Source organism: Kitasatospora sp. NPDC058170, assembly GCF_042883905.1.
In the GTDB taxonomy this organism is placed as follows: domain Bacteria; phylum Actinomycetota; class Actinomycetes; order Streptomycetales; family Streptomycetaceae; genus Kitasatospora.
This window is the reverse complement of record NZ_JBHVUV010000024.1, coordinates 90,539-116,790: the sequence shown is the minus strand read 5'-3', so window position 1 is coordinate 116,790 and position 26,252 is coordinate 90,539. Positions and strand designations below refer to the sequence as shown.

The following is a 26,252-nucleotide window of genomic DNA, read 5'->3' as shown; positions in this document are numbered from 1 at the left end:
GAATTCCGGGGGCCCGCCGCACCGCCGACCCGGCCCTGCGCGGGTCAGGCCAGCGCGGGCCGCCCGGCGCCGCGGAACCCGGTCAGCGGGGCCAGCGCCACCAGGTACAGCACGGCGGCCGGCGCGATCATGGCCAGGTCGGCCGCCGTCAGGGCGGTGCCGAGCAGCACCAGCGCCGGGCTCCACCAGCGCAGCGTGCGCGCCGGCCCGACCGAGGCGGCGACCAGCAGCGCCAGCAGGCCGACGTAGAACAGCAGCGGGCCCACCGAGTAGAAGGCCGGCAGCACGCCCGGCTTGCTCTGGACCACGTCGAACAGCCGGTGCTGGTCGGCCTTGTCGACGGCCACCGCCCCGACGTACAGGTCGATCCCGATCTGCACCACCGAGGCCGCCAGGCCCGCGAAGGCCGCGCCGGTGGCCGCCCCGGCCGCGATCCGGCCGGCCGCACCGCGCGGTGCGAGCAGCCGCCGCAGCGCGGCGACGATCGGGGCGAACAGCAGCAGCCCCACCAGCATCAGGGAGTGGCCGACCAGCCATCCGGCGCCGGGCTCCCGGGAGCCGTCCAGCAGCCGGATCCCGCCGTACAGCGCCATCAGAGCGGGGGCGCCGGCGACGGCGTACGGGGTGAGGCGGCTGGTCTGCGAGGTGCTCATGGGCTCTCTCCTGCTCTGCGGGGCCGTTGCGACAGCACAGATCCTGTCCACCGACGCCCTCATCGCGGATCGCCCGCACCGGCGAAGTACCGCCCTCCCCCGCACGGGGGAGCCCCCGGCCCCCAGCCCCCCCGGCCCCCGCCCCCTCAGCCCTCCCCCGCCACCACCGCGCCCGCCTCGTACGCGAACACCACCGCGTGCACCCGGTCGCGCAGCCCGAGCTTGGCCAGCACATTGCTGACGTGCGTCTTCACCGTGTGCTCGCTGACCACCAGCTCGGCGGCGATCTCCGCGTTGGACAGCCCGCGCGCCAGCAGCCGCAGCGTCTCCTGCTCCCGCGCCGTCAGCTGCTCCAGCAGCCGGGACGGCGCCCGTACCGACTGGGCGCCCTGCCCCGCGCCGCCCGGCCGCCGGGCGGCGAACTCGCCGATCAGCCGGCGCGTCACCGAGGGCGCCAGCAGCGCCTCCCCCGAGGCCACCATCCGCACGCCGTGCGCCAGGTCGTCCCGCCGGACGTCCTTCAGCAGGAACCCGCTGGCCCCCGCGTACAGCGCGTCGAAGACGTAGTCGTCGATGTCGAAGGTGGTCAGCATGATCACCTTCGTGGCCGGGTACTCCGCGCACACCCGGCGGGCCGCCTCCAGGCCGTCCATCACGGGCATCCGGACGTCCAGCAGCAGCACGTCCGGGCCGTGCACCCGGACCGCCTCGATCGCCTCGACCCCGTCGCAGGCCTCCGCGACCACCTCGATGTCCGGCTGGGCGTCCAGGATCATCCCGAACCCGGCCCGCACCAGCTCCTGGTCGTCCGCCACGACCACCCGTATCGGCGTCATCCGCCCACCTCCTCCGCCAGACCGGCCGCGCCCAACGGCAGCCGGGCACTCACCAGGAAACCCCTGCCCTCCGGTCCGGGCCCGGCCTCGGCCCGGCCCCCGCAGGCGGCGGCCCGCTCCCGGATGCCGACCAGCCCCCGCCCGCCGGACCAGTCGCTCACCGCGCGGTCCGCCCGCCGGCGCACCCCGTGCCCGTTGTCGGACACCACCACCTCCAGCACCTCCCCCGCCCGGACCACCCGTACCGTCGCAAGGTCCGCGCCGGAGTGCTTGACGGTGTTGGTCAGCGCCTCCTGCACGATCCGGAAGGCCGCCGCCTCCACGTCGGCCGGCCACCCGGCGCCCTCCTCGGCCAGTTGGAGCTCCACCCGCAGCCCCGCCCGCCGCACCCGCCCGACCAGGCCCGTGAGCTCGGCCAGCCGCGGCTGCGGCGCCAGCTCCGGCGCCGCGCCCTCCTCCTTCAGCACCCCGAGCACCCGGCGCAGCTGCACCATGGCGTCGCGGCCCGAGTCGGCGATGGTGTCGAAGGCCTTGACCGCCCGTTCCGGGTCGCGGTGCACCACCAGCGGCCCGGCCTCCGCCTGGATCACCATCAGCGAGACGGCGTGCGCCAGGATGTCGTGCATCTCCCGGGCGATCCTGGCCCGCTCCTGCGCCACCGCGCGCGCCGCGTCGCTGGCGGCCCGCTGCCCGGCCTCCCGGGCCCGCTCGGTCTCCACCTGCGCCAGCCGCCGCAGCTCCCGCACCAGCGAGCCGAAGACGAACGCGCCGACCGAGGTCAGCAGCGAGAACAGCATGCCGTTCGGCGAGCGGGTGCCCACCACGTTGGCGGCCACCACCACGGCCAGCACGGCCCACCGGTGGGAGTCCCGCGCCCGGTCGGCCACCGTGTAGAGGGTGATCACCGCGTACAGCGGCAGCTGCGGCATCACCGGGTGGGCCACCACCGAGAGCGCCGCCGACACCCCGCCGCTGACCGCCAGCACCGTCATCGGTGCCCGCCGCCGCCAGGGCAGCGGCACCGCCGTCCCGAGTGCCAGCAGGTACACCCACCAGGCCCAGCCGCCGTCGTCGTGGTAGACCGACCAGAGCGAGACCGCCGCGGAGCCGAGCGCCAGCAGGCCGTCCAGCAGGTACGGGCTCACCCCGGCGAACCGGGCCCGCCAGGCCCGCCGCCGCGCGAACAGGTCCTCGTCCACCATCCCCCCGAACCCGGGGAGGCCGCCCCCGCGGAGAAGATCATGCCCTACCGGCAGTTCCACCGGTACGGCCCGCTCACGCACTGCCGACCGTCACTCCACCGGTCTCCGTGCGCGCCGTGATGCTGCGCGCCGCGCCGGGCTTGCGGGGCACCTCCACCGACACCCCGCCCGTGCCCGCCCCGGCGTCCACCGCGTACGCCTCCCCCGCCGGTACCCGCACCGTGACCCCGCCGGTCTCCGCCCGCGCCTCCACGGTGTCCGGGGCGGTCGCGAACGAGGCCTCGATCCCGCCCGTCCCGGTGGTCAGCCGGACCACCCGCGAGGTCAGCCCGGTCGCCTCCACCCCGCCGGTGCCGGCCTTCGCCTCCACCTGGCCGGCCAGCCCGCTCAGGCGCACCCCGCCGGTCTCCGAGCCGATCCGCACCTGCGTCCCGGCCGGCACGTCCACCTCGTAGCCGATCCCGCAGTCCTCGCAGTCGTAGGTCAGCGTGAGCGTGCCGTCCCTGACCTCGTGGCTGCTGCGCGGCGCGGCGCCCTTGTAGTTCTGGTGCTCGGTGACCCGCACCGCGTCCCCGCCGCCGCGGACGGTGACCCCGCCCGTGTGCCCCTCGACCACCAGCACCCGCACCGGCTCGGCCACCCCGTACCCGACGTCCCGGCGCTGCTCGTCGTCCAGCAGGCATCCCGACATGCCGACCAGTACCGCCCCGGTGATGGCCATCGCCCCCAGTGCCCGCTTCATGTCCGGCTCCCTCCGCGTCATCCGTTGTCCGACGCCAGGAGACTCCCCCGCCGGGGCCCGCCCCCGCCTCCCCCGCCCGGGCGGTCTCCCCCTCTCCCCCGCGCGGGGGAGCTGCCCGGACAACAGCGAAGGGCCCGGAGGCTTGAAGCCTCCGGGCCCTTCTCTTTGTAGCGGGGACAGGATTTGAACCTGCGACCTCTGGGTTATGAGCCCAGCGAGCTACCGAGCTGCTCCACCCCGCGTCGGTGAACACGACTCTACGCGACGATGGCCGGGGAACCTAATCGATTCCCCTCCGCCCTCGAAAACCCCCACAAATCCAGGCAGAAGGCCCGCGGAACGGCGGAAAGGCAGACCGGCCGGGAACGCCGCAGGGCGGCCACCCCCTGAGGGGTGACCGCCCTGCGATCTGTGACCTTGATCTCAGCCGGTGTACGGGCCGTAGTCGTAGTCGTCCAGCGGGACCGCCTGGCCGGAGCCGGCGCCGAAGGGCGACAGGTCGTAGTCGTCGTAGCCGACGGCCGAGTACATCGCGGCCTTGGCCTCCTCGGTCGGCTCGACCCGGATGTTGCGGTAGCGGGGCAGACCCGTACCGGCCGGGATGAGCTTACCGAGGATGACGTTCTCCTTGAGGCCCAGCAGCGGGTCCGACTTGGCGTGGATCGCCGCGTCGGTCAGGACCCGGGTCGTCTCCTGGAAGGAGGCGGCCGACAGCCAGGACTCGGTGGCCAGCGAGGCCTTGGTGATACCCATCAGCTGCGGACGGCCGGAGGCGGGGTGACCGCCCTCGGAGACCACGCGACGGTTCTCGGTCTCGAAGCGGCCGCGCTCGACGAGCTCGCCCGGGAGCAGCTCGGCGTCGCCCGACTCGATGATCGTCACGCGGCGGAGCATCTGCCGGATGATGATCTCGATGTGCTTGTCGTGGATCGACACGCCCTGCGAGTTGTAGACCTTCTGGACCTCGGCGACCAGGTGGATCTGGACGGCACGCTGGCCCATGATCCGCAGCACGTCGTGCGGGTTGGTGGCACCCATGGTCAGCTTCTGGCCGACCTCGACCGCCTCGCCCTCGCTGACGAGCAGCTTCACACGCTTCGAGACCGGGTAGGCGATCTCGTCGGTGCCGTCGTCCGGCGTGACGACCAGCTTGCGGGTCTTCTCGGTGTCCTCGATGCGGACCCGGCCCTGCGCCTCCGAGATCGGGGCCACACCCTTGGGGGTACGGGCCTCGAAGAGCTCGACGACACGCGGCAGACCCTGGGTGATGTCGTCACCCGCCACACCACCGGTGTGGAAGGTACGCATGGTCAGCTGGGTACCGGGCTCACCGATGGACTGGGCGGCGATGATGCCGACCGCCTCACCGATGTCGACCAGCTTGCCGGTGGCCAGCGAACGGCCGTAGCAGAAGGCACAGGTGCCGACGGCCGACTCACAGGTCAGGATCGAGCGGGTCTTGACCTCGCTGATGCCGTGGCGGATCAGCTCGTCGATCAGCACGTCACCGAGGTCGGTGTTGGCGGTGGCAAGGAGCTTGCCGTCCACCGTGATGTCCTCGGCGAGCATGCGGGCGTAGACGCTGGTCTCGACGTCGTCCGTCTTGCGCAGCACGCCGTCCGCACCCACGGTGCCGATGGCGAGCTTCAGGCCGCGCTCGGTGCCGCAGTCCTCCTCGCGAATGATGACGTCCTGCGAGACGTCGACCAGACGACGGGTGAGGTAGCCGGAGTCGGCGGTACGCAGAGCGGTGTCGGCCAGACCCTTACGGGCACCGTGGGTCGAGATGAAGTACTCGAGAACGGTGAGGCCCTCACGGAACGACGCCTTGATGGGACGGGCGATCGTCTCGTTCTTCGCGTTGGACACCAGACCACGCATACCGGCGATCTGACGCATCTGCATCATGTTTCCTCGAGCGCCCGAGTCCACCATCATGAAGATGGGGTTGGTCTTCTCGAAGTTGGCGTTCATCGCCTCGGCGACCTCGTTGGTCGCCCGGGTCCAGATGCCGATGAGCTCCTGCTTGCGCTCGTCGTTGGTGATCAGACCGCGCTCGTACTGCTTCTGGATCTTCTCGGCCTGCGCTTCGTAGCCCTCGAGGATCTGGGCCTTCTGCGGCGGGACGACGACGTCCGAGATCGAGACGGTGACACCCGAGCGGGTCGCCCAGTGGAAACCGGACGCCTTCAGGTTGTCCAGGGTCGCCGCGACGACGACCTTGGGGTAGCGCTCCGCCAGGTCGTTGACGATCGCGGAGAGCTGCTTCTTGCCCACCTCGTAGTCGACGAACGGGTAGTCCTCGGGCAGCAGCTCGTTGAAGAGCGCGCGGCCCAGGGTGGTGCGCAGGCGGAAGGACTCGCCCTCGAACCAGGCCGACTGACCGTCCTCGTCGACCGGCGGGGTCCAGCCGCGGGGCGGGACGGTGCCGATCGGCAGGCGGACGTCGATGACGGCCTGGACGTCCAGCTCCTTGGCGTCGAAGGCCATGACGGCCTCGGCGGTCGAGGAGAAGGAGCGGCCGGCGCCCTTGACGTTCTCACGGTCCGAGGTCAGGAAGAACAGACCCAGCACCATGTCCTGGGTCGGCATGGTGACGGGGCGACCGTCGGCCGGCTTCAGGATGTTGTTCGAGGACAGCATCAGGATGCGGGCCTCGGCCTGCGCCTCCGCGGAGAGCGGCAGGTGGACGGCCATCTGGTCACCGTCGAAGTCCGCGTTGAACGCGGTGCAGACGAGCGGGTGGATCTGGATGGCCTTGCCCTCGACCAGCTGCGGCTCGAAGGCCTGGATGCCGAGGCGGTGCAGGGTGGGTGCACGGTTCAGCAGGACCGGGTGCTCGGCGATGACCTCTTCGAGCACGTCCCACACGACCGGGCGGGCGCGCTCGACCATGCGCTTGGCCGACTTGATGTTCTGCGCGTGGTTCAGGTCGACCAGGCGCTTCATCACGAACGGCTTGAAGAGCTCCAGCGCCATGGCCTTCGGCAGACCGCACTGGTGCAGCTTGAGCTGCGGGCCGACGACGATGACCGAACGGGCCGAGTAGTCGACTCGCTTGCCGAGCAGGTTCTGGCGGAAACGACCCTGCTTGCCCTTCAGCATGTCGCTGAGGGACTTCAGCGGGCGGTTGCCCGGACCGGTGACCGGACGGCCGCGGCGGCCGTTGTCGAACAGCGCGTCGACGGCCTCCTGGAGCATGCGCTTCTCGTTGTTCACGATGATCTCGGGCGCGCCGAGGTCGAGAAGCCGCTTCAGGCGGTTGTTGCGGTTGATGACGCGGCGGTACAGGTCGTTCAGGTCGGAGGTCGCGAAGCGGCCACCGTCCAGCTGCACCATCGGACGCAGGTCCGGCGGGATGACCGGGACGCAGTCCAGCACCATGCCGTTGGGCTTGTTGGTGGTCTGCAGGAACGCGGAGACGACCTTGAGGCGCTTGAGCGCACGGGTCTTCTTCTGGCCCTTGCCGGTGCGGATGATCTCGCGCAGACGCTCGGACTCCTCCGCCAGGTCGAAGGTCTCGAGGCGGTCCTTGAGGGCCGCCGCGCCCATCGAGCCGGAGAAGTAGGTGCCGAAGCGGTCGCGCAGCTCGCGGTAGAGCAGCTCGTCGCCCTCGAGGTCCTGGACCTTGAGGTTCTTGAAGCGGGCCCACACCTCGTCGAGGCGGTCGAGCTCGCGCTGCGCGCGGTCGCGCAGCTGCTTCATCTCGCGCTCGGCACCCTCGCGCACCTTGCGGCGCACGTCGGCCTTGGCGCCCTCGGCCTCCAGCTCGGCCAGGTCGGTCTCGGCCTTCTTGGCACGGCCTTCGAGGTCGGAGTCGCGGCGGTTCTCGATCTGCTGGCGCTCGACCGAGACGTGCGCCTCCAGGGACGGGAGGTCGCGCTGGCGGCGCTCGTCGTCCACCCAGGTGATCATGTAGGCGGCGAAGTAGATGACCTTCTCGAGGTCCTTCGGCGCCAGGTCGAGCAGGTAGCCCAGGCGGGACGGGACACCCTTGAAGTACCAGATGTGGGTGACCGGGGCGGCCAGCTCGATGTGGCCCATCCGCTCACGGCGCACCTTGGCGCGGGTCACCTCGACGCCGCAGCGCTCACAGATGATGCCCTTGAAGCGGACGCGCTTGTACTTACCGCAGTAGCACTCCCAGTCCCGGGTGGGGCCGAAGATCTTCTCGCAGAAGAGCCCGTCCTTTTCCGGCTTCAGGGTGCGGTAGTTGATGGTCTCCGGCTTCTTGACCTCGCCGTGCGACCACTGGCGGATGTCGTCGGCGGTGGCCAGGCCGATGCGGAGCTCGTCGAAGAAGTTGACGTCAAGCACTGGTCGTCAAGCCCTCTTTCGTAAGTCGAGAGTCGTTCATGTGGTCTGAGGGGGGCCTGGGGGCGGGCCGGCTGCTCAGCGGGCAGCCGGCCCAACCTCCGTCAGACCTCTTCGACGCTGCTCGGCTCGCGCCGGGACAGGTCGATGCCGAGCTCCTCGGCGGCGCGGAACACGTCCTCGTCGGAGTCCCGCATCTCGATGGACTGGCCGTCCGAGGACAGCACCTCCACGTTGAGGCAGAGCGACTGCATTTCCTTGATGAGAACCTTGAAGGACTCGGGAATGCCGGGCTCGGGGATGTTCTCGCCCTTGACGATGGCCTCGTAGACCTTCACGCGGCCGAGCACGTCGTCGGACTTGATGGTGAGCAGCTCCTGCAGCGCGTAGGCCGCGCCGTACGCCTCAAGGGCCCACACCTCCATCTCACCGAAGCGCTGACCACCGAACTGCGCCTTACCACCGAGCGGCTGCTGGGTGATCATCGAGTACGGGCCGGTCGAGCGGGCGTGCAGCTTGTCGTCGACCAGGTGGTGCAGCTTGAGGATGTACATGTAGCCGACCGAGACCGGCATCGGGAACGGCTCACCGGAGCGGCCGTCGAACAGCCGGGCCTTGCCGGTGGAGTTCACCAGGCGCTCACCGTCACGGGTGAGGGTGGTGTTGTCCAGCAGGCCGGTGATCTCGTCCTCGCGGGCGCCGTCGAAGACCGGGGTGGCGAGGTTGGTGCCGCCCTGGACGGTGTCGGCGCCGATCGCCTGCAGGCGCTGGGCCCACTCGTCGGCGAGGCCGGAGACGTCCCAGCCCTGCTTGGCGAGCCACCCGAGGTGAATCTCCAGGACCTGCCCGGGGTTCATTCGGGACGGGACACCCAGCGGGTTGAGGATGATGTCGACCGGGGTGCCGTCCTCCAGGAACGGCATGTCCTCGACCGGCAGGATCTTCGAGATGACGCCCTTGTTGCCGTGGCGGCCGGCGAGCTTGTCACCGTTGGTGATCTTGCGCTTCTGGGCCACGTAGACGCGGACCAGCTGGTTCACGCCCGGGGGCAGCTCGTCGCCCTCTTCGCGGTCGAAGACGCGGACGCCGATGACCTTGCCGGACTCACCGTGCGGCACCTTCAGCGAGGTGTCGCGGACCTCACGGGCCTTCTCACCGAAGATCGCGCGGAGCAGGCGCTCCTCCGGGGTGAGCTCGGTCTCGCCCTTGGGCGTGACCTTGCCGACCAGGATGTCGCCGGTGACGACGTCGGCGCCGATCCGGATGATGCCGCGCTCGTCGAGGTCCGCGAGGACCTCCTCGGAGACGTTCGGGATGTCCCGGGTGATCTCCTCGGGGCCGAGCTTGGTGTCACGGGCGTCGACCTCGTGCTCCTCGATGTGGATCGAGGAGAGGACGTCGTCCTGCACGAGGCGCTGCGACAGGATGATCGCGTCCTCGTAGTTGTGACCCTCCCACGACATGAACGCCACGAGCAGGTTCTTGCCGAGGGCCATCTCGCCGGAGTCGGTGCAGGGGCCGTCGGCCAGCACCTGGTTGACCTCGACCCGGGAGCCCTCGTCCACGAGCACCTTCTGGTTGAAGGCGGTGCCCTGGTTGGAGCGGGTGAACTTGGCGGCCCGGTACGTGGTGTAGGTGCCGTCGTCGTTGGCCACGGTGACGTAGTCGGCCGAGACCTCCTGGACCACGCCCGACTTCTCGGCGGTGATCACGTCGGCGGCGTCGACCGCGCAGCGGTACTCCATGCCGGTGCCGACCAGCGGGGCCTCGCTCTTCAGCAGCGGCACCGCCTGGCGCATCATGTTCGAGCCCATGAGCGCGCGGTTGGCGTCGTCGTGCTCGAGGAACGGGATCATGGCGGTCGCGACCGACACCATCTGGCGCGGCGAGACGTCCATGTAGTCGATCTCGGTGCCCGGGATGTAGTCGATCTCGCCGCCACGGCGGCGGACCAGGACACGCGGCTCGGCGAAGGTCAGCTCCGGCGTCAGCGGGGCGTTGGCCTGCGCGATGACGTAGCGGTCCTCCTCGTCGGCGGTGAGGTAGTCGACCTGCTCGGTCACGGCACCGTCGACGACCTTGCGGTACGGGGTCTCGATGAAGCCGAAGGCGTTGACCCGGCCGTACGAGGCCAGCGACCCGATCAGACCGATGTTCGGGCCTTCCGGGGTCTCGATCGGACACATGCGGCCGTAGTGCGAGGGGTGCACGTCACGGACCTCGAAGCCGGCGCGCTCACGGGAGAGACCGCCGGGACCGAGTGCGGACAGACGGCGCTTGTGGGTCAGGCCCGACAGCGGGTTCGTCTGGTCCATGAACTGCGACAGCTGGCTGGTGCCGAAGAACTCCTTGATGGAGGCGACGACCGGCCGGATGTTGATCAGGGTCTGCGGCGTGATCGCCTCGACGTCCTGGGTCGTCATGCGCTCGCGCACGACGCGCTCCATACGGGCGAGACCCGTACGGACCTGGTTCTGGATGAGCTCGCCGACGTTGCGCAGGCGGCGGTTGCCGAAGTGGTCGATGTCGTCGACCTCGACCACGATGTCGCGGCCGGCGCCGTCCTGCCACTCGGTCTCGCCCGCGTGCAGCTTCACCAGGTACTTGATCGCACCGATGATGTCGGGCTCGGTGAGCACGCCGGAATCCAGCGACTCGGCGTTGCCCAGCTTGCGGTTGACCTTGTAGCGACCGACCTTCGCGAGGTCGTAGCGCTTCGGGTTGAAGTAGAGGTTCTCGAGCAGCGTCTGCGCGGCCTCACGGGTCGGCGGCTCGCCGGGGCGCAGCTTGCGGTAGATGTCGAGCAGCGCGTCGTCCTGGCCCTGGGTGTGGTCCTTCTCCAGGGTGGCGCGCATCGACTCGTACTCGCCGAACTCCTCGAGAATCATCTCGTTGGTCCAGCCGAGAGCCTTCAGCAGCACGGTGACGGACTGCTTGCGCTTGCGGTCGATGCGGACGCCGACCATGTCGCGCTTGTCGATCTCCATCTCCAGCCAGGCACCACGCGAGGGGATGACCTTGCAGGAGTAGATGTCCTTGTCGGACACCTTGTCCAGGGTGGAGTCGAAGTACACACCCGGGGAGCGGACGAGCTGCGACACGACGACACGCTCGGTGCCGTTGATCACGAACGTGCCCTTGTGGGTCATGAGCGGGAAGTCGCCCATGAAGACCGTCTGAGACTTGATCTCACCGGTCTCGTTGTTGGTGAACTCGGCCGTGACGAAGAGCGGGGCCGCGAACGTGAAGTCGCGGTCCTTGCACTCGTCAATGGAGTTCTTCGGCGGCTCGAAACGGTGGTCGCGGAAGGTCAGCGACATCGACCCGCTGAAGTCCTCGATCGGGGAGATCTCCTCGAAGATCTCCTCCAGACCGGACTTCGTGGGGACGTCCTGACCACTCTCCAGGGCCGCCTCGACCCGGGACTTCCAGGCCGCGTTGCCGAGCAGCCAGTCAAAGCTCTCGGTCTGCAGGGCCAGGAGGTTGGGTACCTCGAGGGGCTCCTTGATCTTCGCGAACGAGACGCGGAGCGGGGCGGTGGATGCGGCGGAATTGTTCGAGGCGTTGCGCGGCGCGGCCAAGAGGGGGGTCCTTCCGAGGGCTCGGAGCTCACTACGCGCGTACCGGCCGGGCCTTGCCGAGGGAGAACTCCCAGGTCAGGGCAGTGCACGCTCCGGGCGACGAGTCACGGAGCAGCTAACAGGCAGCGCAAAGGGACAGTGTAGCCAAACGGCACACTGCTGTCCAGCTCTGATTCGGAAACCGAATCGGAGACTCCTCCCGGTAGCCGGCGGACGCGTACGCCCACCGGGTACTGCACTCGCCCGGACGATGCCGGGCCCCCACAACTCACGTGGAGTCACTTCCCGCCGGAGCCACTGGTTATGCATCCAGAAGCAAACCAACCGGGCGGACTCGCGCCTTGAGAATCGCGCGCCGCGCCTGGTTCGTCAAGGGCCCGCCTCCGGCGCGGGCCTCGACCTGTCTATCGGCCGAGGAGCCCCCGGCGTTACAGAAGCCGTGGTGGGGGCCACTCTCGATGACAGCGATCACCATACCCGTCCGCACCGACAGTGCCGAGTGCCCTCTCGGCCACACCGGTGGTGGCGGGTCTGCGCGCCCGCCTGGGGCCGGGTACGCGAAAAGGCCGGGCCGACCACCCGCAAGGGTGATCGGCCCGGCCTCAGGCCCCCTCAGAGGGGGCGAGAAGTCACTTGACGGTGACCTTGGCGCCGGCACCCTCGAGGGCGGCCTTGGCCTTCTCGGCAACGTCCTTGGCAACCTTCTCCAGGACCTTGGCACCAGCGGTGTCAACGAGGTCCTTGGCCTCCTTCAGGCCGAGGGAGGTCAGGGTGCGCACCTCCTTGATGACCTGGATCTTCTTGTCGCCGGCACCGTCGAGGATGACGTCGAACTCGTCCTGCTCCTCAACGGCCTCGGCAACGGCGCCCGGGCCGGCGATGCCGGCCACGGCGACCGGGGCGGCCGCGGTGACGTCGAACTTCTCCTCGAAGGCCTTCACGAAGGCAGCGAGCTCGATGAGGGTGAGCTCCTCGAACTGCGCGAGCAGCTCGTCCTGGGACAGCTTCGCCATGATGGCGTCCTTCCACTAAATCGGCAGGTGGTGCCGTATGTACGGGTTGGGCGGGCACGGGCCCGCAGCGAGGCGTGAGCCTGGCCGAATTACTCGGCGGCAGCGTCCTCGGCGGCGGGAGCCGGCGTACCGGCACCGCCCTGCTCGACCTTGTCGCGAAGCGCGTCCACGGTGCGGACGAGCTTCGAGGGCAGGGCCTGGAAGAGCGCGGCAGCCTGAGACTGCTTGCCCTTCATGGCGCCGGCCAGCTTGGCGAGCAGCACCTCGCGGGACTCGAGGTCCGCGAGCTTCTTGATGTCATCGGCGGACAGCGCCTTGCCATCAAGGACACCGCCCTTGATGATCAGAGCGGGGTTCTCCTTGGCGAAGTCACGCAGAGCCTTCGCCGACTCCACCGGGTCACCGGTGACGAAGGCGACAGCCGTCGGACCCGCGAACAGGTCGTCGAGCTCCGTGATCCCGGCCTCGTTGGCCGCAATCTTGGTCAGCGTGTTCTTCACCACGGCGTACTGGGCGTTGTCACCCAGCGAGCGACGCAGGGTCTTGACCTGCTTCACCGTCAGACCGCGGTACTCGGTCAGCACGGCCGCGTTCGAGGCACGGAACTTGTCCGTGATCTCGGCGACGGCTGCAGCCTTGTCGGGCCTTGCCATAGGCGTACGCCTCCTTCCGTGATGTCGAAATCGGGCCGACCGCGAAAGTCGACCATCTGCGCCTCGGACCGACCGGTCGTGCGGAAGGAAAGCTCCTGCGGAAAAGCAGATGAGCCCCGGTGCGCAGGCGCACGGGGCTCAGTACGACCTCGACAGGTCCGCGAACAAACGCGGACCCGGAAGTCCAAGCTCCAAACACTCCTGCGCGGGCTGCCTGCGACGAATCGCAGATCCTTCGGTCCCCGGCACCTTTGCAGGCGCATGGCGACAACCAGCGGTCTTTGGCTTCCGCAACAGTAGCCGGAGCGCACCGCCCGGGGCAAATCGCCCGGGGCGGGCGTCCGGAGGCCGCTCAGCGGGCCAGCGGGGAGGTGCTGCGGGTGCCCGCGTCCACGGTGTCGGCCTCGGCTGGCGCCTGCACCGAGAGGCTGCCGGCGAAGTCGGAGTAGACCACCGAGTCGTCCTGGCGGCCGCTGTCCCCCGTCCCGGTGCGCTGCAGCCTGACCAGCTGGTCCCGGTCGTTCAGCCAGAGGTCCAGGGTCAGCGAGACCGAGCCGCCGGGGGCGAGCGCGGTGCGCAGTCCGTCCCGGCGGGCCTGGCCCAGCTGGGTCTGGGCGGTCGCGTACCGCTCGGCGGTGGTGGTGACCCGGTAGTGCTCGACCGCCGAGTCGTCGAACTTCTCCTCGCCGACGTACTGCGCGTCCACCCCGTCGGCGGTGGCGGCGGCCAGCGCCGCCATCGGGTTGAGCAGGTCGATCAGACCGGCGTACGGGATCTCCCGGTGGCCGTCCTGGCCGGGCGCGCCGGAGAACCGCTCCCAGTGCCTGCCGCCCTGCCGGGCCGCGGTGGCGGCGTCGCCGCCCTGGTAGGCCACGGTGTCCACGACGATCAGCTGCTCGGCCTCGGCCGGGGTGGAGCGGCGGACCTGCAGGGCCGTCTTCGGCAGCCAGAACAGCGGTCCGCCGCCGGCGTCCGCGCCCAGCCGGTAGCTCACCTTGGCCCGGCGGGCGGTCTGCATGGCGAGCTGGGAGGAGAGCAGGACGCCGTGCGGCGACCGGTCGGTGGGCTTGGCCGGGCCGGTCGGGGAGGCGCTGGTCGGGGACGGCGTGCCGGACGGCGCCGGCGGCTCGGAGCCGCCCCCGCCGCAGGCCGTCAGGCCGCTCGCCAGCAGCACGGTGGCCACCGTGGCCGCCAGCCGCTGCCGCACCGCCATGTCCCGTCTCCCCTTCTCCCGGCCGCCGCCGACGGCGACCCTGCTCCGAGCCACCATGCCACCCGGACCCGGGTCGGCCGGTGGCGCCCCCCTCGGCCGGCCCGGCGACTTCACCGGACGCCGGCCGCGCCGGCCGCGACGGCCGGGTCCGCCGGGCCTGCGGTCAGCGCGAGGGCTGCCCGCCGAGAATGATCTTGGTGAAGTCCGCCGCACCGGCGACGTCGCCCGCGGCGGGCGTCTCGATCTTCGGTGCGGCGCCGAGCCCCGAGTACGTGACGATGACGCTCGCCTTCTCGCCGCCCTTGTCGCCGTACTCCTTGAGCCGGACGAGCTCCTGCTTGGCATTGATCCAGAACTCGACGGTCAGCGTCTTGCCGTAGGCCTCCAGGGCCTTCTGGACGCTCGCACGCTGATCGGCCCCGAGCGCGGCGAGCCCCTCGGCCAGCTTGGCGGTGTCCTCGACGGCGCGGTAGTGCGTGGTCTGCACCCCTTCGACCGTCTCCGACCCGAGCTTTTCGGGCTTGCCGGCCTGGGCGGCCGCCGTCAGCTGGAGGACCGGGTTGATCATCTGGGCCATGGTGAGGAACATCCCCGCCATCGGGCCCACCAGCGGGTCCTTGGCGTCGCCCCTGGCCCAGTGCTTGCCGCCGAGCCCGGCCGTCACCTTCGGGCCGCCGCCGAGGAAGACCTCGTCCCCGATGATCCGCGCCTTGGTGCCGCCCTCGGCCTGGCCGGTCAGGTCGGAGGAGGACTTCGGGTGCTGCCATTCGGCCGTCCCGGCGACGTTGTCCTCCTGCGCCACGATCCGCACGCTGCCGTTGCCGGCCTTCTGCATCACCAGGGCCGAGGCGGCCAGGGCGGCCTTCGGGTCCAGGTCGAGCACCTTCCCCCCGACCGCGTCCCCGGCGGCCTTCGGGTCGGCCTTGCCGCCACTGCCGCAGGCCGACAGGCCGGCCACCAGGACGGCAGCCGTGACGGCCACCGAGACCAGACGCACAGCGCCCATGAGAATTCCCCCCGTTGTCAGCTGATCCCGTGATTCCCGTGTTCCCGGACAATCCCCGGCGGACTCTAACGGACGGCCCCGGCGGCCCGGCACCGGGTTTCCCCCGCCCCGCTCACCCCGCCGCGGCCGGTGTCTCCGTCATCGCCCCGGGCTCGGAGACGTCCGTCGTGGTGACCACGGTTCCGCCCGTGCCCTGGGCCGTGGCACGCAGTCGCAGCAGGCGGTCCCCCGGCGCGACCCAGAAGTCGTAGCCGATCGCCGCGACCCCGCGCTCCCGGTAGTAGGCCAGCACCGCGGAGAGCCGCTCGGGGGTGAGCCCCTGGTCGGCCTCGAAGAACTCGGCGACCGGCGCGCTGCCGCGGTAGTGCGCCACCGTGGTCCCCGAGAGCTGCTCGCCGCCGAGCGAGTTGAGCCGCCCCACCAGGGCCATCGCGTGCACCCGGCCGCCCGGGTTGGAGACCAGCCCGCTCAGCCAGCCGCCGGCGTACCCGGCGCCGCCGCCGCGCGGGTCCAGCGACTCGGCCTCGGCCCGCTCCGCCCGCTTCGGCGGCGCGCCGTCGTAGGCGAGGTCGAGCGTGCCGTCCACGGCCCGCAGCCGGCCGGTGCCCCGCTCGTCGGTGACGGTCAGCTCGGCCGCGTCCTGGGATCCCCAGACGAGGGTCCCGGTGGCGGAGCGCCGTCCGGCCGGGCCCTCCTCGACCACCTGGACGCGCGCGCCGCCGGCGTCGTCCAGGGCCTGCGAGGCCGACAGCAGCACCTGCTTGGGCGGCCGGACGGTCGCCGGGGCACCCTCCGGGGTGCGGTCCCCCGAGACGGCCAGCAGGCTGCACGCGGTCAGGGCGCCGGCGAGCAGGAGCAGGGCCGCCCCCGAGGCGGCGGGGCGAGAGGCGGACGGCACGGCACACTCCGGCGGTGGGCTGCAGGCATGTTCCGAACGGATGATCGGACCGGCCGAGCGTACGACGAGCCGTACAACAGTTCCTCCCCCGCCCGGTCTCGATCCGGAAACGGCGACGGGCCCGCACCCCCCGGAGGGGGTACGGGCCCGTCGTACGGACTGCTGCTGCGCCCAGGACGCGGCTACCGGTCGGAGCTGAGGGCTCAGACGGCGGCCGGGTCCTCCTCGACCAGGAGGTTGCGGGTGCGGTTCGGGTCGACCAGGATGCCGGGGCCGATCGTGGTGGAGACCGCGGTCTTCTTGATGTAGCGGCCCTTGGCGGCGGACGGCTTGGCGCGGAGCACCTCGTCCAGCGCGGCGGCGTAGTTCTCGACCAGCTGCTCGTCGGTGAAGGAGGCCTTACCGATGATGAAGTGCAGGTTCGAGTGCTTGTCGACGCGGAACTCGATCTTGCCGCCCTTGATCTCGTTCACGGCCTTGGCCACGTCCGGGGTCACGGTGCCGGTCTTCGGGTTCGGCATCAGGCCACGGGGACCGAGCACGCGGCCGAGGCGGCCGACCTTGCCCATGAGGTCCGGGGTGGCGACGACGGCGTCGAAGTCGAGGCGGCCCTTGGCGACCTCGTCGATGAGCTCGTCGGAGCCGACGATGTCGGCGCCCGCAGCACGCGCGGCCTCGGCACGGTCGCCGGTCGCGAAGACCAGGACCCGAGCGGTCTTACCGGTGCCGTGCGGGAGGATCACGGTGCTGCGGACCATCTGGTCGGCCTTGCGCGGGTCGACGCCCAGACGCATGGCGACCTCGACGGTGCCGTCGAACTTGCTGGTGCTGGTCGCCTTGGCGAGGCGGATGGCCTCGAGGGGGGCGTAGAGGCGGTCGCGGTCGACCTGAGCGTCCGCGGCCTTCAGAGCCTTGCTGCGCTTCACTGCTGCTCCTGAATGGTGAATGGAGTTGTGGTATGCACGGGCCGCGCGGGCCCTACCACAGGGACGAGAAGGGTTCTACCGACGGGTAGATCAGCCCTCGACGGTGATGCCCATCGACCGGGCGGTGCCGGCGATGATCTTCGCCGCCGCGTCCAGGTCGTTGGCGTTCAGGTCGGGCATCTTCACCGTGGCGATGTCGCGGACCTGGGCGCTGGTGAGCTTGGCGACCTTGGTCTTGTGCGGCTCGGCGGAGCCCTTGTCGACACCGGCAGCCTTCAGGATGAGGCGCGCGGCCGGCGGCGTCTTCGTGATGAAGGTGAAGGAGCGGTCGTCGTAGACCGTGATCTCCACCGGCACGATCATGCCGCGCTGCGACTCGGTCGCAGCGTTGTAGGCCTTGCAGAACTCCATGATGTTGACGCCGTGCTGACCCAGCGCGGGGCCGACCGGCGGCGCCGGGTTGGCCGCACCGGCGTTGATCTGGAGCTTGATAAGCCCCGTGACCTTCTTCTTCTTGGGAGGCATTTCTCTCCGGGTCCTTCCGAGAGGTGATTGCTGGTGCGTGCGCAGTCGGGGCGACACCCGGCCAGCACACACATCGGACCAGGCTAACGCGGATGCGCCGCTGGACCAAAACGGATTCGGGGCGGAGCCGTGGCCCCGCCCCGAATCCGAAGCTCTGTACTAGTTCTTCTGGATCTGGTCGAAGGAGAGCTCGACCGGGGTCTCCCGGCCGAAGATCTCGACCAGGCCCTTGACCTTCTTCGAGTCCGGGTTGATCTCGTTGATGGTCGCCTGCAGGGTGGCGAACGGGCCGTCGGTGACGGTGACCGAGTCGCCGACCTCGAAGTCGAGGACCTGGATCTCGCTGGGCTTGACCGGGGAGGGCTTGCCCGCGTCCTTGGCCGCCTGGCGCTCCACGTCGGGGGCGAGCATCTTGACGACCTCGTCCAGGGTCAGCGGGTACGGGTCGTAGGCGTTGCCGACGAAGCCGGTGACACCGGGGGTGTTGCGCACGACGCCCCAGGACTCCGGGGTGAGGTCCATGCGCACCAGGACGTAGCCGGGGAGCTTGTTCTGGCGGATGGTCTTGCGGTCGCCGTTCTTGATCTGGACGACCTCCTCCTGCGGCACCTCGGCCTGGAAGATGTACTCCTCGACGTTCAGCGAGACGGCGCGCTGCTCCAGGTTCTGCTTCACCCGGTTCTCGTAGCCGGCGTAGGTGTGGATCACGTACCACTCGCCCGGCATGAACCGGAGGTCCTCGCGGAACTTGGCGACCGGGTCGACCTCGACGGCCTCCTCGGCCTCCTCGACCTCGGCCTCGGCCTCCTCGGCGCCCTCCTCGTCGGCGGCCTCCTCCGCGGCGGCCTCGTCGACGGCGAGCTCCTCGTCGGACTCCTCGTGCAGCGCGGCCTCCTCGGCCGGCTCGCCGGCCTCGGCCTCGTCGTACGCCTCGACCTCGTCCTCTTCGCTGTCCGCGGCGTCCACGATCTGCTCGGCCGACTCGGCTTCGTCAGCCAGCTCGGCCGCGTCCAGCTCGGCGGCGACATCCGCCTCGCGGACGGTCTCGTCGGCGTCGTACAGGGGGGACTCAGACACGGTGGCTGCTTCTTTCCTGGAGATGGTGAAGGTGGCGCGCTCCGGGCCGCTCCGGCACAGCCCCGCTCCCGCGGGCGCGTCAGGAAAACGACTCGGAGACTTCAACAGTACCGAGTCAACGGTAGCGGCCTCGTACGTTCGGCGCCGACAGCTCGACCCGGACCGAAGAATCGGCCCGGGTCGGGAAGCTGTTTCACAGGTGGTGCGGTTCGGTCAGCCGAAGATCCAGAGGCTCAGCTTGGAGAACCCGTAGTCGAGGCCGGCCACGAAGGCCATCACGACCACGACGAACACGACGACGACGGTCGTGTAGTTGACCAGCTCGTTGCGCGAGGGCCAGACGACCTTGCGCAGCTCGGCGATGATCTGGCGGTAGAACAGCGCGAGCCGGGCGAATGCGCCCATCTTGGCCCGCTTGCCGGACTTCTTGTCGCCGGACCGGTTGGCCCGCTTGCGGTCGCGACGCGACTGCGACTCACCCTCGGCGGGCGTCGTCTCGGCAGCGCCGTCGGCCCCCTCGGGGTTGCCGCTCTCAGGCGTTGCGGTGGAGCCCGTGGTCTCCGTCACTCGTCCTCACCTGAATCCGGGTCCTGCCGAGCGTCACCTGCGTACCCGAGAGGGTACGAGCGGCCGGCGAAAGCGGTGCTGATCGGTGCCCTCTCCGCATCAAGCCCGCTCGCTCTGTGGAGCGAACGGGCTGAATACGGATCAAGCAGCAGGGCAAGAGGGACTTGAACCCCCAACCGCCGGTTTTGGAGACCGGTGCTCTACCAATTGAGCTATTGCCCTACGGTGCCTTGCGGCTCCAGTAGCGACCACCAACCTACCGCATCCCCCACCGCTGTATGCACAGGCAGTGGAAGTTTTGGCTTCTCGGTGGCCGTCGAGCAGTGAGTGTACGTGGTCCGAGGGTGTTTGGTCGAACCTCTTTCTTTCGGGGCCGCCATGTGGACCGGCGCGAACACATGGTGAAACCGCCATGCCCGGTCCGTCCCCGTTCTGCGACGATGCAGGCATGAGCGCTTCCACCCCGCAGCCCGACAGTTCCGTCCGCCCCGCCGACCGCCGCGTCTCCGCCCGGATCGGCGCCATCGCCGAGTCGGCGACCCTCGCGGTCGATGCCAAGGCCAAGGCCCTCAAGGCGGCCGGCCGACCGGTCATCGGCTTCGGCGCCGGCGAGCCGGACTTCCCCACTCCGGACTACATCGTCGAGGCGGCCGTCGAGGCCTGCCGCGACCCGAAGAACCACCGCTACACCCCGGCCGGCGGCCTGCCCGAGCTGAAGGCCGCGATCGCCGCCAAGACGCTGCGCGACTCCGGCTACGAGGTGGACGCCTCGCAGGTGCTGGTGACCAACGGCGGCAAGCAGGCGATCTACGAGGCGTTCGCGGCGATCCTCGACCCGGGCGACGAGGTCATCATCCCGGCGCCGTACTGGACCACCTACCCGGAGTCGGTCCAGCTGGCCGGCGGTGTGCCGGTCGAGGTCGTGTCCGACGAGACCACCGGCTACAAGGTCTCCGTCGAGCAGCTGGAGGCCGCCCGCACCGAGAACACCAAGGTGGTGCTGTTCGTCTCGCCGTCCAACCCGACCGGCGCGGTGTACACCGAGGCCGAGGCCCGGGCGATCGGCGAGTGGGCGCTGGAGCACGGCCTCTGGGTGCTCACCGACGAGATCTACGAGCACCTGGTCTACGGCGACGCCACCTTCACCTCGCTGCCGGCCCTGCTGCCCGCGCTCGCGGACAAGACCATCGTGGTCAACGGCGTGGCCAAGACCTACGCGATGACCGGCTGGCGGGTGGGCTGGGTGATCGGCCCCAAGGACGTCGTCAAGGCCGCGACCAACCTGCAGTCGCACGCCACCTCGAACGTCTCCAACGTCGCGCAGCGCGCCGCGATCGCCGCGGTCAGCGGCGACCTGTCCGCCGTGCACGAGATGCGCACCGCCTTCGACCGGCGCCGCAGGACGATCGTACGGATGCTCAACGAGATCGAGGGCGTCCTGTGCCCCGAGCCCGAGGGCGCGTTCTACGTCTACCCGTCCGTCAAGGCCCTGCTGGGCAAGGAGATCCGCGGCAAGCGCCCGCAGACCTCCGCCGAGCTGGCCACCCTGATCCTGGACGAGGCCGAGGTCGCGGTCGTCCCCGGCGAGGCCTTCGGCACCCCGGGCTACCTGCGGCTGTCCTACGCGCTGGGCGACGCCGACCTGGCCGAGGGCGTCGGCCGGATCCAGAAGCTGCTCGGCGAGGCCCGCGACTGACCTCGCGGCCCGTCCTCGTCAACCACTGACGGGCACCGCCCCCTTCACCCCTTCGAGGGACGTGGAGGGGGCGGTTCCCGTACCGGGTCCGGATGCGGCAGTATCGGCGAATGGAACGCCTGTCACAGCCACGAGACGTCAGGGACCTCCCCAAGGCCCACCTCCACCTGCACTTCACCGGGTCGATGCGCCCGGCCACCCTGCTGGAGCTGGCCGACAAGCACCGGGTGCGGCTGCCGGAGGCGCTCAGCTCCGCCGAGCCGCCCAGCCTGCGGGCGACCGACGAGCGCGGCTGGTTCCGCTTCCAGCGCCTGTACGACACCGCCCGCTCGGTGCTGCGCGACGAGCAGGACATCCGCCGGCTGGTGCTGGAGACCGCCGAGGACGAGCGGCGGGACGGCTCGCGCTGGCTGGAGATCCAGGTCGACCCGACCTCCTACGCGCCCCGGCTCGGCGGTCTGATCCCCGCCCTGGAGCTGATCCTGGACGCCGTGGAGCAGGCCGCCGAGGCCACCGGGGTGGGCATCCGGGTGCTGGTCGCGGCCAACCGGATGAAGTCCCCGATGGACGCCCGCACCCTGGCCCGCCTGGCGGTCCGGTACGCCGACCGCGGCGTGGTCGGGTTCGGCCTCTCCAACGACGAGCGGCGCGGCCTCGCCCGGGACTTCGACCGGGCCTTCGACATCGCCCGTGCCGGCGGGCTGCTGGCCGCCCCGCACGGCGGCGAGCTGGCCGGGCCGGAGTCGGTCCGGGACTGCCTGGACGACCTGGGAGCGGGCCGGATCGGCCACGGCGTCCGGGCCGCCGAGGACCCCCGGCTGATGCAGCGGCTGGCGGACCGCCAGGTCACCTGCGAGGTCTGCCCGTCCTCCAACGTCTCGCTGGGCGTCTACGAGCGGCCCGAGGACGTCCCGCTGCGGAGGCTGTTCGACGCCGGTGTGCCGATGGCGCTGGGCGCCGACGACCCGCTGCTGTTCGGCAGCCGACTGGCCGACCAGTACGACCTGGCCCGGGACGTGCTCGGCTTCGACGACGCGGAGCTCGCCGAGCTGGCCCGCCAGTCGGTGCGCGGCTCGCGCGCCCCGGAGAGCGTGCGCAAGGAGCTGCTGGCGGACATCGACGCCTGGCTGGTGGACGGCCCGGCGTAGCGGCCGCTCACCCTAGAGCTTGACGCCGACCATCACCGGTTCGTTGACCAGCTCGACGCCGAAGGCCGCCCGGACGCCGTCGCGGATCTCCCGGGCGAGGGCCAGCAGATCCTCGGCGGTGGCCGCGCCGCGGTTGGTCAGGGCCAGCGTGTGCTTGCTGGAGAGGGTGGCCGGGCCGCTTCCGTAGCCCTTGCCGAAGCCGGCCTTGTCGATCAGCCAGGCCGCCGAGGTCTTGGTGCGGCCGTCCGGCGCGGGGTAGGCCGGGGCGGTGAGCTCGCGCTCGGCGACCAGGGCCAGGAAGGCGGCGTACTGCTCGCCGGTCAGCACCGGGTTGGTGAAGAAGGAGCCCGCCGACCAGGTGTCGTGGTCCGCCGGGTCGAGCACCATGCCCTTGCCCGAGCGCAGCCGCAGCACGGCCGCGTGGGCCTCGCGCAGGTCGACCGCCTCGCCCTGCTCGACGCCCAGGTGCCGGGCCGTCTCGGCGTAGGCGACCGGGGTGGAGAGCCCGCCGTTGTCCTGCAGGCCGAAGCGGACCCGCAGCACGACGTAGCGGTCCGGGTCGGCCTTGAAGCGGCTGTGCCGGTAGGAGAACTCGCAGGCGGCGTTGGAGAGGGTGACGACCTCGCCGGCCCGGCGGTCGTAGGCGACCACCCCGGTGACGGACTGCGCCACCTCCTGGCCGTACGCGCCGACGTTCTGGACGGGCGTGGCGCCGGCCGAGCCGGGGATGCCGGCCAGGAACTCGATGCCGGCCAGACCGTGCTCCAGCACCGTCCTGGTCACCGCGTCGGCCCAGACCTCGCCGGCCGCCAGCTCCAGCTCCGGGCCGTCCAGCGTGAAGCCGGTGGTCGCGATCCGCAGCACCGTGCCGGGGTAGCCGGCGTCGCCGATCACCAGGTTGGAGCCGCCGCCGAGGACCAGCAGCGGCTCGCCGGCCGCATCGGCCTCGCGGACGGCGGCGACCACCTCGTCGTCGGTGGTCGCGGTCACCAGCCGCCGGGCCGGGCCGCCGAGCCTGAGGGTGGTCAGCGGGGCGAGGGGGGCGTCGAGTTCTACCAGCACGCCCCCAGCGTACGGGGAACGGACCCGGGTGCAGCTCCCTCCCCGGGTCCGTTCCCGGCCGTGCGGGCCGGTCAGGCCGTTCGGGCCGTTCGGGCCGGTCAGGCCAGCCGGACGACGGCGCGGGACATGCCCAGCACCTTCTGGCCGCCGTAGGTCGCCAGCAGGTCGACCTGCACCCGGCGGTCGTCCAGCAGCTTGGCCACCTTGGCGGTGACGTCGATCACGGAGCCGACGCCGTCGTCGGGCACCGGCACCGGGCGGGTGAAGCGCACGCCGTACTCGACCACCGCGGCCGGGTCGCCGACCCAGTCGGTGACCACCCGGATCGCCTCGGCCATGGTGAACATGCCGTGGGCGATGACGTCCGGCAGGCCCACCTCCCGGGCGAACCGCTCGTTCCAGTGGATCGGGTTGAAGTCGCCGGAGGCGCCCGCGTACTGCACCAGCGCGGCGCGCGTCACCGGGAAGGACTGCGCCGGCAGCTCGGTGCCGACCGCGACCTCGTCGTAGCTGATCGCCATCGTGTTACTCCCCCGCCTCGTCGGCGGCCCGGGCCACCAGGGTCATGACCGACGTCACCACGTGCTCGCCGCTCTCGTCCGTGACCTCGCCGCGCACGGTGAGCACGTCGTTGCCCGCGAGCGACTTGATGTTGTCGATGGTCACCACGACCGAGAGCCGGTCGCCGGCCCGCACCGGGCGGGTGTAGGCGAACTTCTGGTCGCCGTGCACCACCCGGCTGTAGTCCAGGCCCAGCTGCGGGTCGGCGACGACCTGGCCGGCGGCGCCGTAGGTGAGCACGAACGGGAAGGTCGGCGGGGCGATCACGTCCGGGTGGCCGAGCGCCTTGGCCGCCTCCGGGTCGCTGTACGCCGGGTTGGCGTCGCCCACGGCGACGGCGAACTCGCGGATCTTCTCCCGGCCGACCTCGTACGGCTCGGTGGGCGGGTACGTCCGCCCGATGAAGGAGGGGTCGAGTGCCACGGGCAACTCCTCGTACTGTCCGGTGGTGACGACGACGGGTAGCAAAAAAACTCCGGGCCGCACCCCAAGAGGGATGCGGCCCGGAGTCGGAGACCTGTTTCACACAGGCCCGGTGACACCTGAGAGGGGTCAGCGGGTCTCGCGGTGCGCGGTGTGCGAGTTGCAGCGGGGGCAGTGCTTCTTCATCTCAAGACGGTCCGGGTCGTTACGCCGGTTCTTCTTGGTGATGTAGTTCCGCTCCTTGCACTCCACGCAGGCCAGCGTGATCTTCGGGCGGACATCGGTGGCAGCCACGGGAGTGCCTTCCTTGGACAATGAATAAGAACACAACAAGAGTAGCCGACCGGGAGTGCGATCTCCCGACCGACTACGCGGGGTAGCGGTGACCGGACTTGAACCGGTGACACAGCGATTATGAGCCGCTTGCTCTACCAACTGAGCTACACCGCCACAGTGATCCGCAGCACAGCCGAAGCTGACTCCTTCTCACCAGAGCCCCCATGCGGAATCGAACCGCAGACCTTCTCCTTACCATGGAGACGCTCTACCGACTGAGCTATAGGGGCGAACGAGGAAGAGATTACACGTTCCGCGCCCAGAGGTGAAATCCGTATCCCGCAGGGAAGACCGCAGGTCGGCGGGCCGCACGGACGAACGATCCAAGGCCGGGCGTTCGACCGGCCCGCACCGGGCACGGCCCGACCCGATACGACTTTTGCCCGCCTCCCGGCAGGCCGCGCCCGGGCGCCATAGGCTCGACGCTCATCGATCGTGACAGGCCGGGACCAGGCCGGACCGGGATCCGGACAGGCCAGGACCGGTCCGACCAGCGGCCGACCGGGCCAGGGGCAGAAGGAGCCGGGCGATGGACAACGCACCCTCCGACGGACCGCATCCCGGCCCCGGCCCGGCCGCCAACCCGCTCGGCCACGGCCCGGTCCTGCTGCTCACCGGCGCCCGGCTCGCCGACGGCCGGGTGGTGGACGTCCGGATCAGCGGCGACCGGATCCAGGCCGTCGGCACCGCCGGCAGCCTCGGCCCGATGCCCGCCCTGCCCGGCGCGCCCACCGCCACCACCGGCGCCCGGATCGACCTCGGCGGCTACCTGCTGCTGCCGGCCCCCGCCGAGGCGCACGCCCACTACGACGTGGCCTTCTCCGCCGCGCTGGCCACCCCGCCCCCGGAGACCGCCGCCGACCTCACCCGCCGGGTCACCGAGGCCGCGCTCACCTCGCTCGGCTACGGCGCCACCGCCCAGCGCACCCACGTGCGGATCGGCGACGTGCACGGGCTGCGCCGGCTGGAGGCCGTGCTGACCGCCCGGCAGGCGCTGCGCGGGCTGGCCGAGCTTCAGGCGGTCGCCATGCCCCGGCTGCTCACCGGCCTGGCCGGCGCGGACGGCCGGGCGCAGCTGCGCGACGCGCTGAAGCTGGGCGCCACCGCCGCCGGCGGCTGCCCGGAGCTGGACCCCGACCCCGCGGGGTACGTCCACCTGCTGCTGGAGGCCGCCCGGGAGGCGGACTGCCCGGTCGACCTGCACACCACCGCCGCCGACTCGGCGCAGCTGGCCCGGCTGGCGAGCGCGCTGGCGCCGCTGCGGCCGCGGGTGGCCCTGGGGCCGTGCGGGGCACTGGCGCCGGGCGGCTCGGGCGTGCTGGCCAGCAGCGGGGTGCGGGTGGTCTGCCTGCCGCAGAACGGCTGCTGCACCGGGCTGGAGGGCCGCTCGGCGGGGTTGCGGCCGGGGCTGCTGCGCGAGCTGGCGACGGCCCGGGTGCCGCTGGCGGCGGGCAGCGGCTCGCTGCGCGACGGGGCCAACCCGGTCGGGCGGGCGGATCCGCTGGAGGCCGCGTACCTGCTGGCGGCCGGCGGGGCGCTGGACCCGGACGCGGCGTACGACGCGGTGGCGAACCAGGCGCGGGCGGTGCTTGGGCTGCCGCCGGTCAGGGTGGACGCCGGGTTCCCGGCGGAGCTGCTGGCGGTGCGCGGGGACAGCCTGGCGGGGGCGCTCGCGGGCGGGCACAGCCGACTGGTGGTGCACAGCGGACGGATCGTCAGCAGGACCAGTGCGGTACGGGAGTTCGCCGACACGGTGGCGCTGGCGCTGCCCCGGCAGTCGGGGAGCGCCGGAGGCGGCTAGTGCCGCCGGCGCCGGTGGC

General features: G+C 71.0%; 22 protein-coding genes and 4 tRNA genes. 3 read left to right on the top strand and 23 right to left on the bottom strand.

The features are described 5' to 3' along the window. Positions 1-44: 44 nt before the first annotated feature. The 17 genes from ACFVVX_RS26235 to ACFVVX_RS26155 form a co-directional block, all read right to left on the bottom strand. A complete protein-coding gene (locus tag ACFVVX_RS26235; RefSeq protein ID WP_387949077.1) occupies positions 45-653 on the bottom strand; it encodes a hypothetical protein in 609 nt (202 codons plus the stop codon). Between the two features lie 146 nt (positions 654-799). Then, positions 800-1,489: a response regulator gene (locus ACFVVX_RS26230; protein ID WP_387949076.1), complete on the bottom strand. Its 690-nt coding sequence runs from the start codon at positions 1,487-1,489 to the stop codon at positions 800-802. Next, on the bottom strand, positions 1,486-2,691 hold the full coding sequence (locus tag ACFVVX_RS26225; protein WP_387949075.1) for a sensor histidine kinase: 1,206 nt from the start codon (positions 2,689-2,691) through the stop codon (positions 1,486-1,488). The genes ACFVVX_RS26230 and ACFVVX_RS26225 overlap by 4 nt, the downstream gene beginning before the upstream one ends. Positions 2,692-2,764: 73 nt before the next feature. Then, on the bottom strand, positions 2,765-3,433 hold the full coding sequence (locus ACFVVX_RS26220) for a DUF4097 family beta strand repeat-containing protein (protein WP_387949074.1): 669 nt from the start codon (positions 3,431-3,433) through the stop codon (positions 2,765-2,767). 168 nt (positions 3,434-3,601) lie between these two features. Further along, positions 3,602-3,675: transfer RNA gene (locus ACFVVX_RS26215), tRNA-Met, on the bottom strand. Between the two features lie 181 nt (positions 3,676-3,856). Then, positions 3,857-7,750 carry a DNA-directed RNA polymerase subunit beta' gene (locus tag ACFVVX_RS26210; protein ID WP_387949073.1) on the bottom strand — a complete coding sequence of 1,298 codons (3,894 nt, stop codon included), beginning with the start codon at positions 7,748-7,750 and terminating at the stop codon, positions 3,857-3,859. 101 nt (positions 7,751-7,851) lie between these two features. After that, positions 7,852-11,328, bottom strand: coding sequence for a DNA-directed RNA polymerase subunit beta (gene rpoB, locus ACFVVX_RS26205; RefSeq protein WP_387949072.1), 3,477 nt, complete (start codon positions 11,326-11,328; stop codon positions 7,852-7,854). Positions 11,329-11,957: 629 nt separating this feature from the next. After that, positions 11,958-12,341, bottom strand: coding sequence for a 50S ribosomal protein L7/L12 (gene rplL / locus ACFVVX_RS26200; protein WP_387949071.1), 384 nt, complete (start codon positions 12,339-12,341; stop codon positions 11,958-11,960). Positions 12,342-12,430: 89 nt separating this feature from the next. Beyond that, positions 12,431-12,994, bottom strand: coding sequence for a 50S ribosomal protein L10 (gene rplJ, locus ACFVVX_RS26195; RefSeq protein WP_387949070.1), 564 nt, complete (start codon positions 12,992-12,994; stop codon positions 12,431-12,433). 352 nt (positions 12,995-13,346) lie between these two features. After that, positions 13,347-14,207 carry a hypothetical protein gene (locus ACFVVX_RS26190; protein WP_387949069.1) on the bottom strand — a complete coding sequence of 287 codons (861 nt, stop codon included), beginning with the start codon at positions 14,205-14,207 and terminating at the stop codon, positions 13,347-13,349. Positions 14,208-14,370: 163 nt separating this feature from the next. After that, positions 14,371-15,213: a hypothetical protein gene (locus ACFVVX_RS26185; RefSeq protein WP_387949068.1), complete on the bottom strand. Its 843-nt coding sequence runs from the start codon at positions 15,211-15,213 to the stop codon at positions 14,371-14,373. Positions 15,214-15,325: 112 nt separating this feature from the next. Further along, entirely contained in the window at positions 15,326-16,111 is a 786-nt protein-coding gene (locus ACFVVX_RS26180; protein ID WP_387949067.1) for a hypothetical protein, read from the bottom strand. Between the two features lie 203 nt (positions 16,112-16,314). Continuing rightward, on the bottom strand, positions 16,315-17,037 hold the full coding sequence (gene rplA / locus ACFVVX_RS26175; protein ID WP_387949066.1) for a 50S ribosomal protein L1: 723 nt from the start codon (positions 17,035-17,037) through the stop codon (positions 16,315-16,317). Between the two features lie 90 nt (positions 17,038-17,127). Continuing rightward, positions 17,128-17,562 (bottom strand): 50S ribosomal protein L11, encoded by a 435-nt coding sequence (rplK, locus tag ACFVVX_RS26170; RefSeq protein ID WP_387949065.1) that lies wholly within the window; start codon positions 17,560-17,562, stop codon positions 17,128-17,130. Between the two features lie 159 nt (positions 17,563-17,721). Then, positions 17,722-18,639 carry a transcription termination/antitermination protein NusG gene (gene nusG, locus ACFVVX_RS26165; RefSeq protein ID WP_387949064.1) on the bottom strand — a complete coding sequence of 306 codons (918 nt, stop codon included), beginning with the start codon at positions 18,637-18,639 and terminating at the stop codon, positions 17,722-17,724. 213 nt (positions 18,640-18,852) lie between these two features. Further along, on the bottom strand, positions 18,853-19,206 hold the full coding sequence (secE, locus tag ACFVVX_RS26160) for a preprotein translocase subunit SecE (protein ID WP_387949063.1): 354 nt from the start codon (positions 19,204-19,206) through the stop codon (positions 18,853-18,855). Between the two features lie 149 nt (positions 19,207-19,355). Continuing rightward, positions 19,356-19,428 (bottom strand) — tRNA-Trp (locus ACFVVX_RS26155). Positions 19,429-19,654: 226 nt separating this feature from the next. On the opposite strand from ACFVVX_RS26155, the gene ACFVVX_RS26150 reads away from it, so the two are divergent. Both ACFVVX_RS26150 and ACFVVX_RS26145 read left to right on the top strand, forming a co-directional pair. After that, complete coding sequence (locus ACFVVX_RS26150; RefSeq protein ID WP_387949062.1) at positions 19,655-20,902, top strand: pyridoxal phosphate-dependent aminotransferase; 1,248 nt, start codon at positions 19,655-19,657, stop codon at positions 20,900-20,902. A gap of 119 nt (positions 20,903-21,021) precedes the next feature. Next, the gene (locus ACFVVX_RS26145; RefSeq protein WP_387949120.1) at positions 21,022-22,050 is read left to right on the top strand and encodes an adenosine deaminase; all 1,029 of its coding nucleotides are present in this window, start codon (positions 21,022-21,024) and stop codon (positions 22,048-22,050) included. 12 nt (positions 22,051-22,062) lie between these two features. On the opposite strand, the gene ACFVVX_RS26140 is transcribed toward ACFVVX_RS26145, so the two are convergent. The 6 genes from ACFVVX_RS26140 to ACFVVX_RS26115 form a co-directional block, all read right to left on the bottom strand. After that, positions 22,063-23,109: a UDP-N-acetylmuramate dehydrogenase gene (locus ACFVVX_RS26140; protein WP_387949119.1), complete on the bottom strand. Its 1,047-nt coding sequence runs from the start codon at positions 23,107-23,109 to the stop codon at positions 22,063-22,065. Positions 23,110-23,210: 101 nt separating this feature from the next. Beyond that, on the bottom strand, positions 23,211-23,633 hold the full coding sequence (locus ACFVVX_RS26135; RefSeq protein ID WP_387949061.1) for a MaoC family dehydratase: 423 nt from the start codon (positions 23,631-23,633) through the stop codon (positions 23,211-23,213). Between the two features lie 4 nt (positions 23,634-23,637). Continuing rightward, entirely contained in the window at positions 23,638-24,096 is a 459-nt protein-coding gene (locus tag ACFVVX_RS26130) for a MaoC family dehydratase N-terminal domain-containing protein (RefSeq protein ID WP_387949060.1), read from the bottom strand. A 129-nt stretch (positions 24,097-24,225) separates the two neighbouring features. Beyond that, entirely contained in the window at positions 24,226-24,390 is a 165-nt protein-coding gene (gene rpmG, locus ACFVVX_RS26125) for a 50S ribosomal protein L33 (protein ID WP_006604855.1), read from the bottom strand. Positions 24,391-24,473: 83 nt separating this feature from the next. Then, a tRNA-Met gene (locus ACFVVX_RS26120) sits at positions 24,474-24,546 on the bottom strand. A 43-nt stretch (positions 24,547-24,589) separates the two neighbouring features. Beyond that, positions 24,590-24,662 (bottom strand) — tRNA-Thr (locus ACFVVX_RS26115). 299 nt (positions 24,663-24,961) lie between these two features. Here ACFVVX_RS26115 and ACFVVX_RS26110 point away from each other — a divergent pair. After that, a complete protein-coding gene (locus ACFVVX_RS26110) occupies positions 24,962-26,233 on the top strand; it encodes a hydrolase (protein WP_387949059.1) in 1,272 nt (423 codons plus the stop codon). Positions 26,234-26,252: the final 19 nt, after the last annotated feature.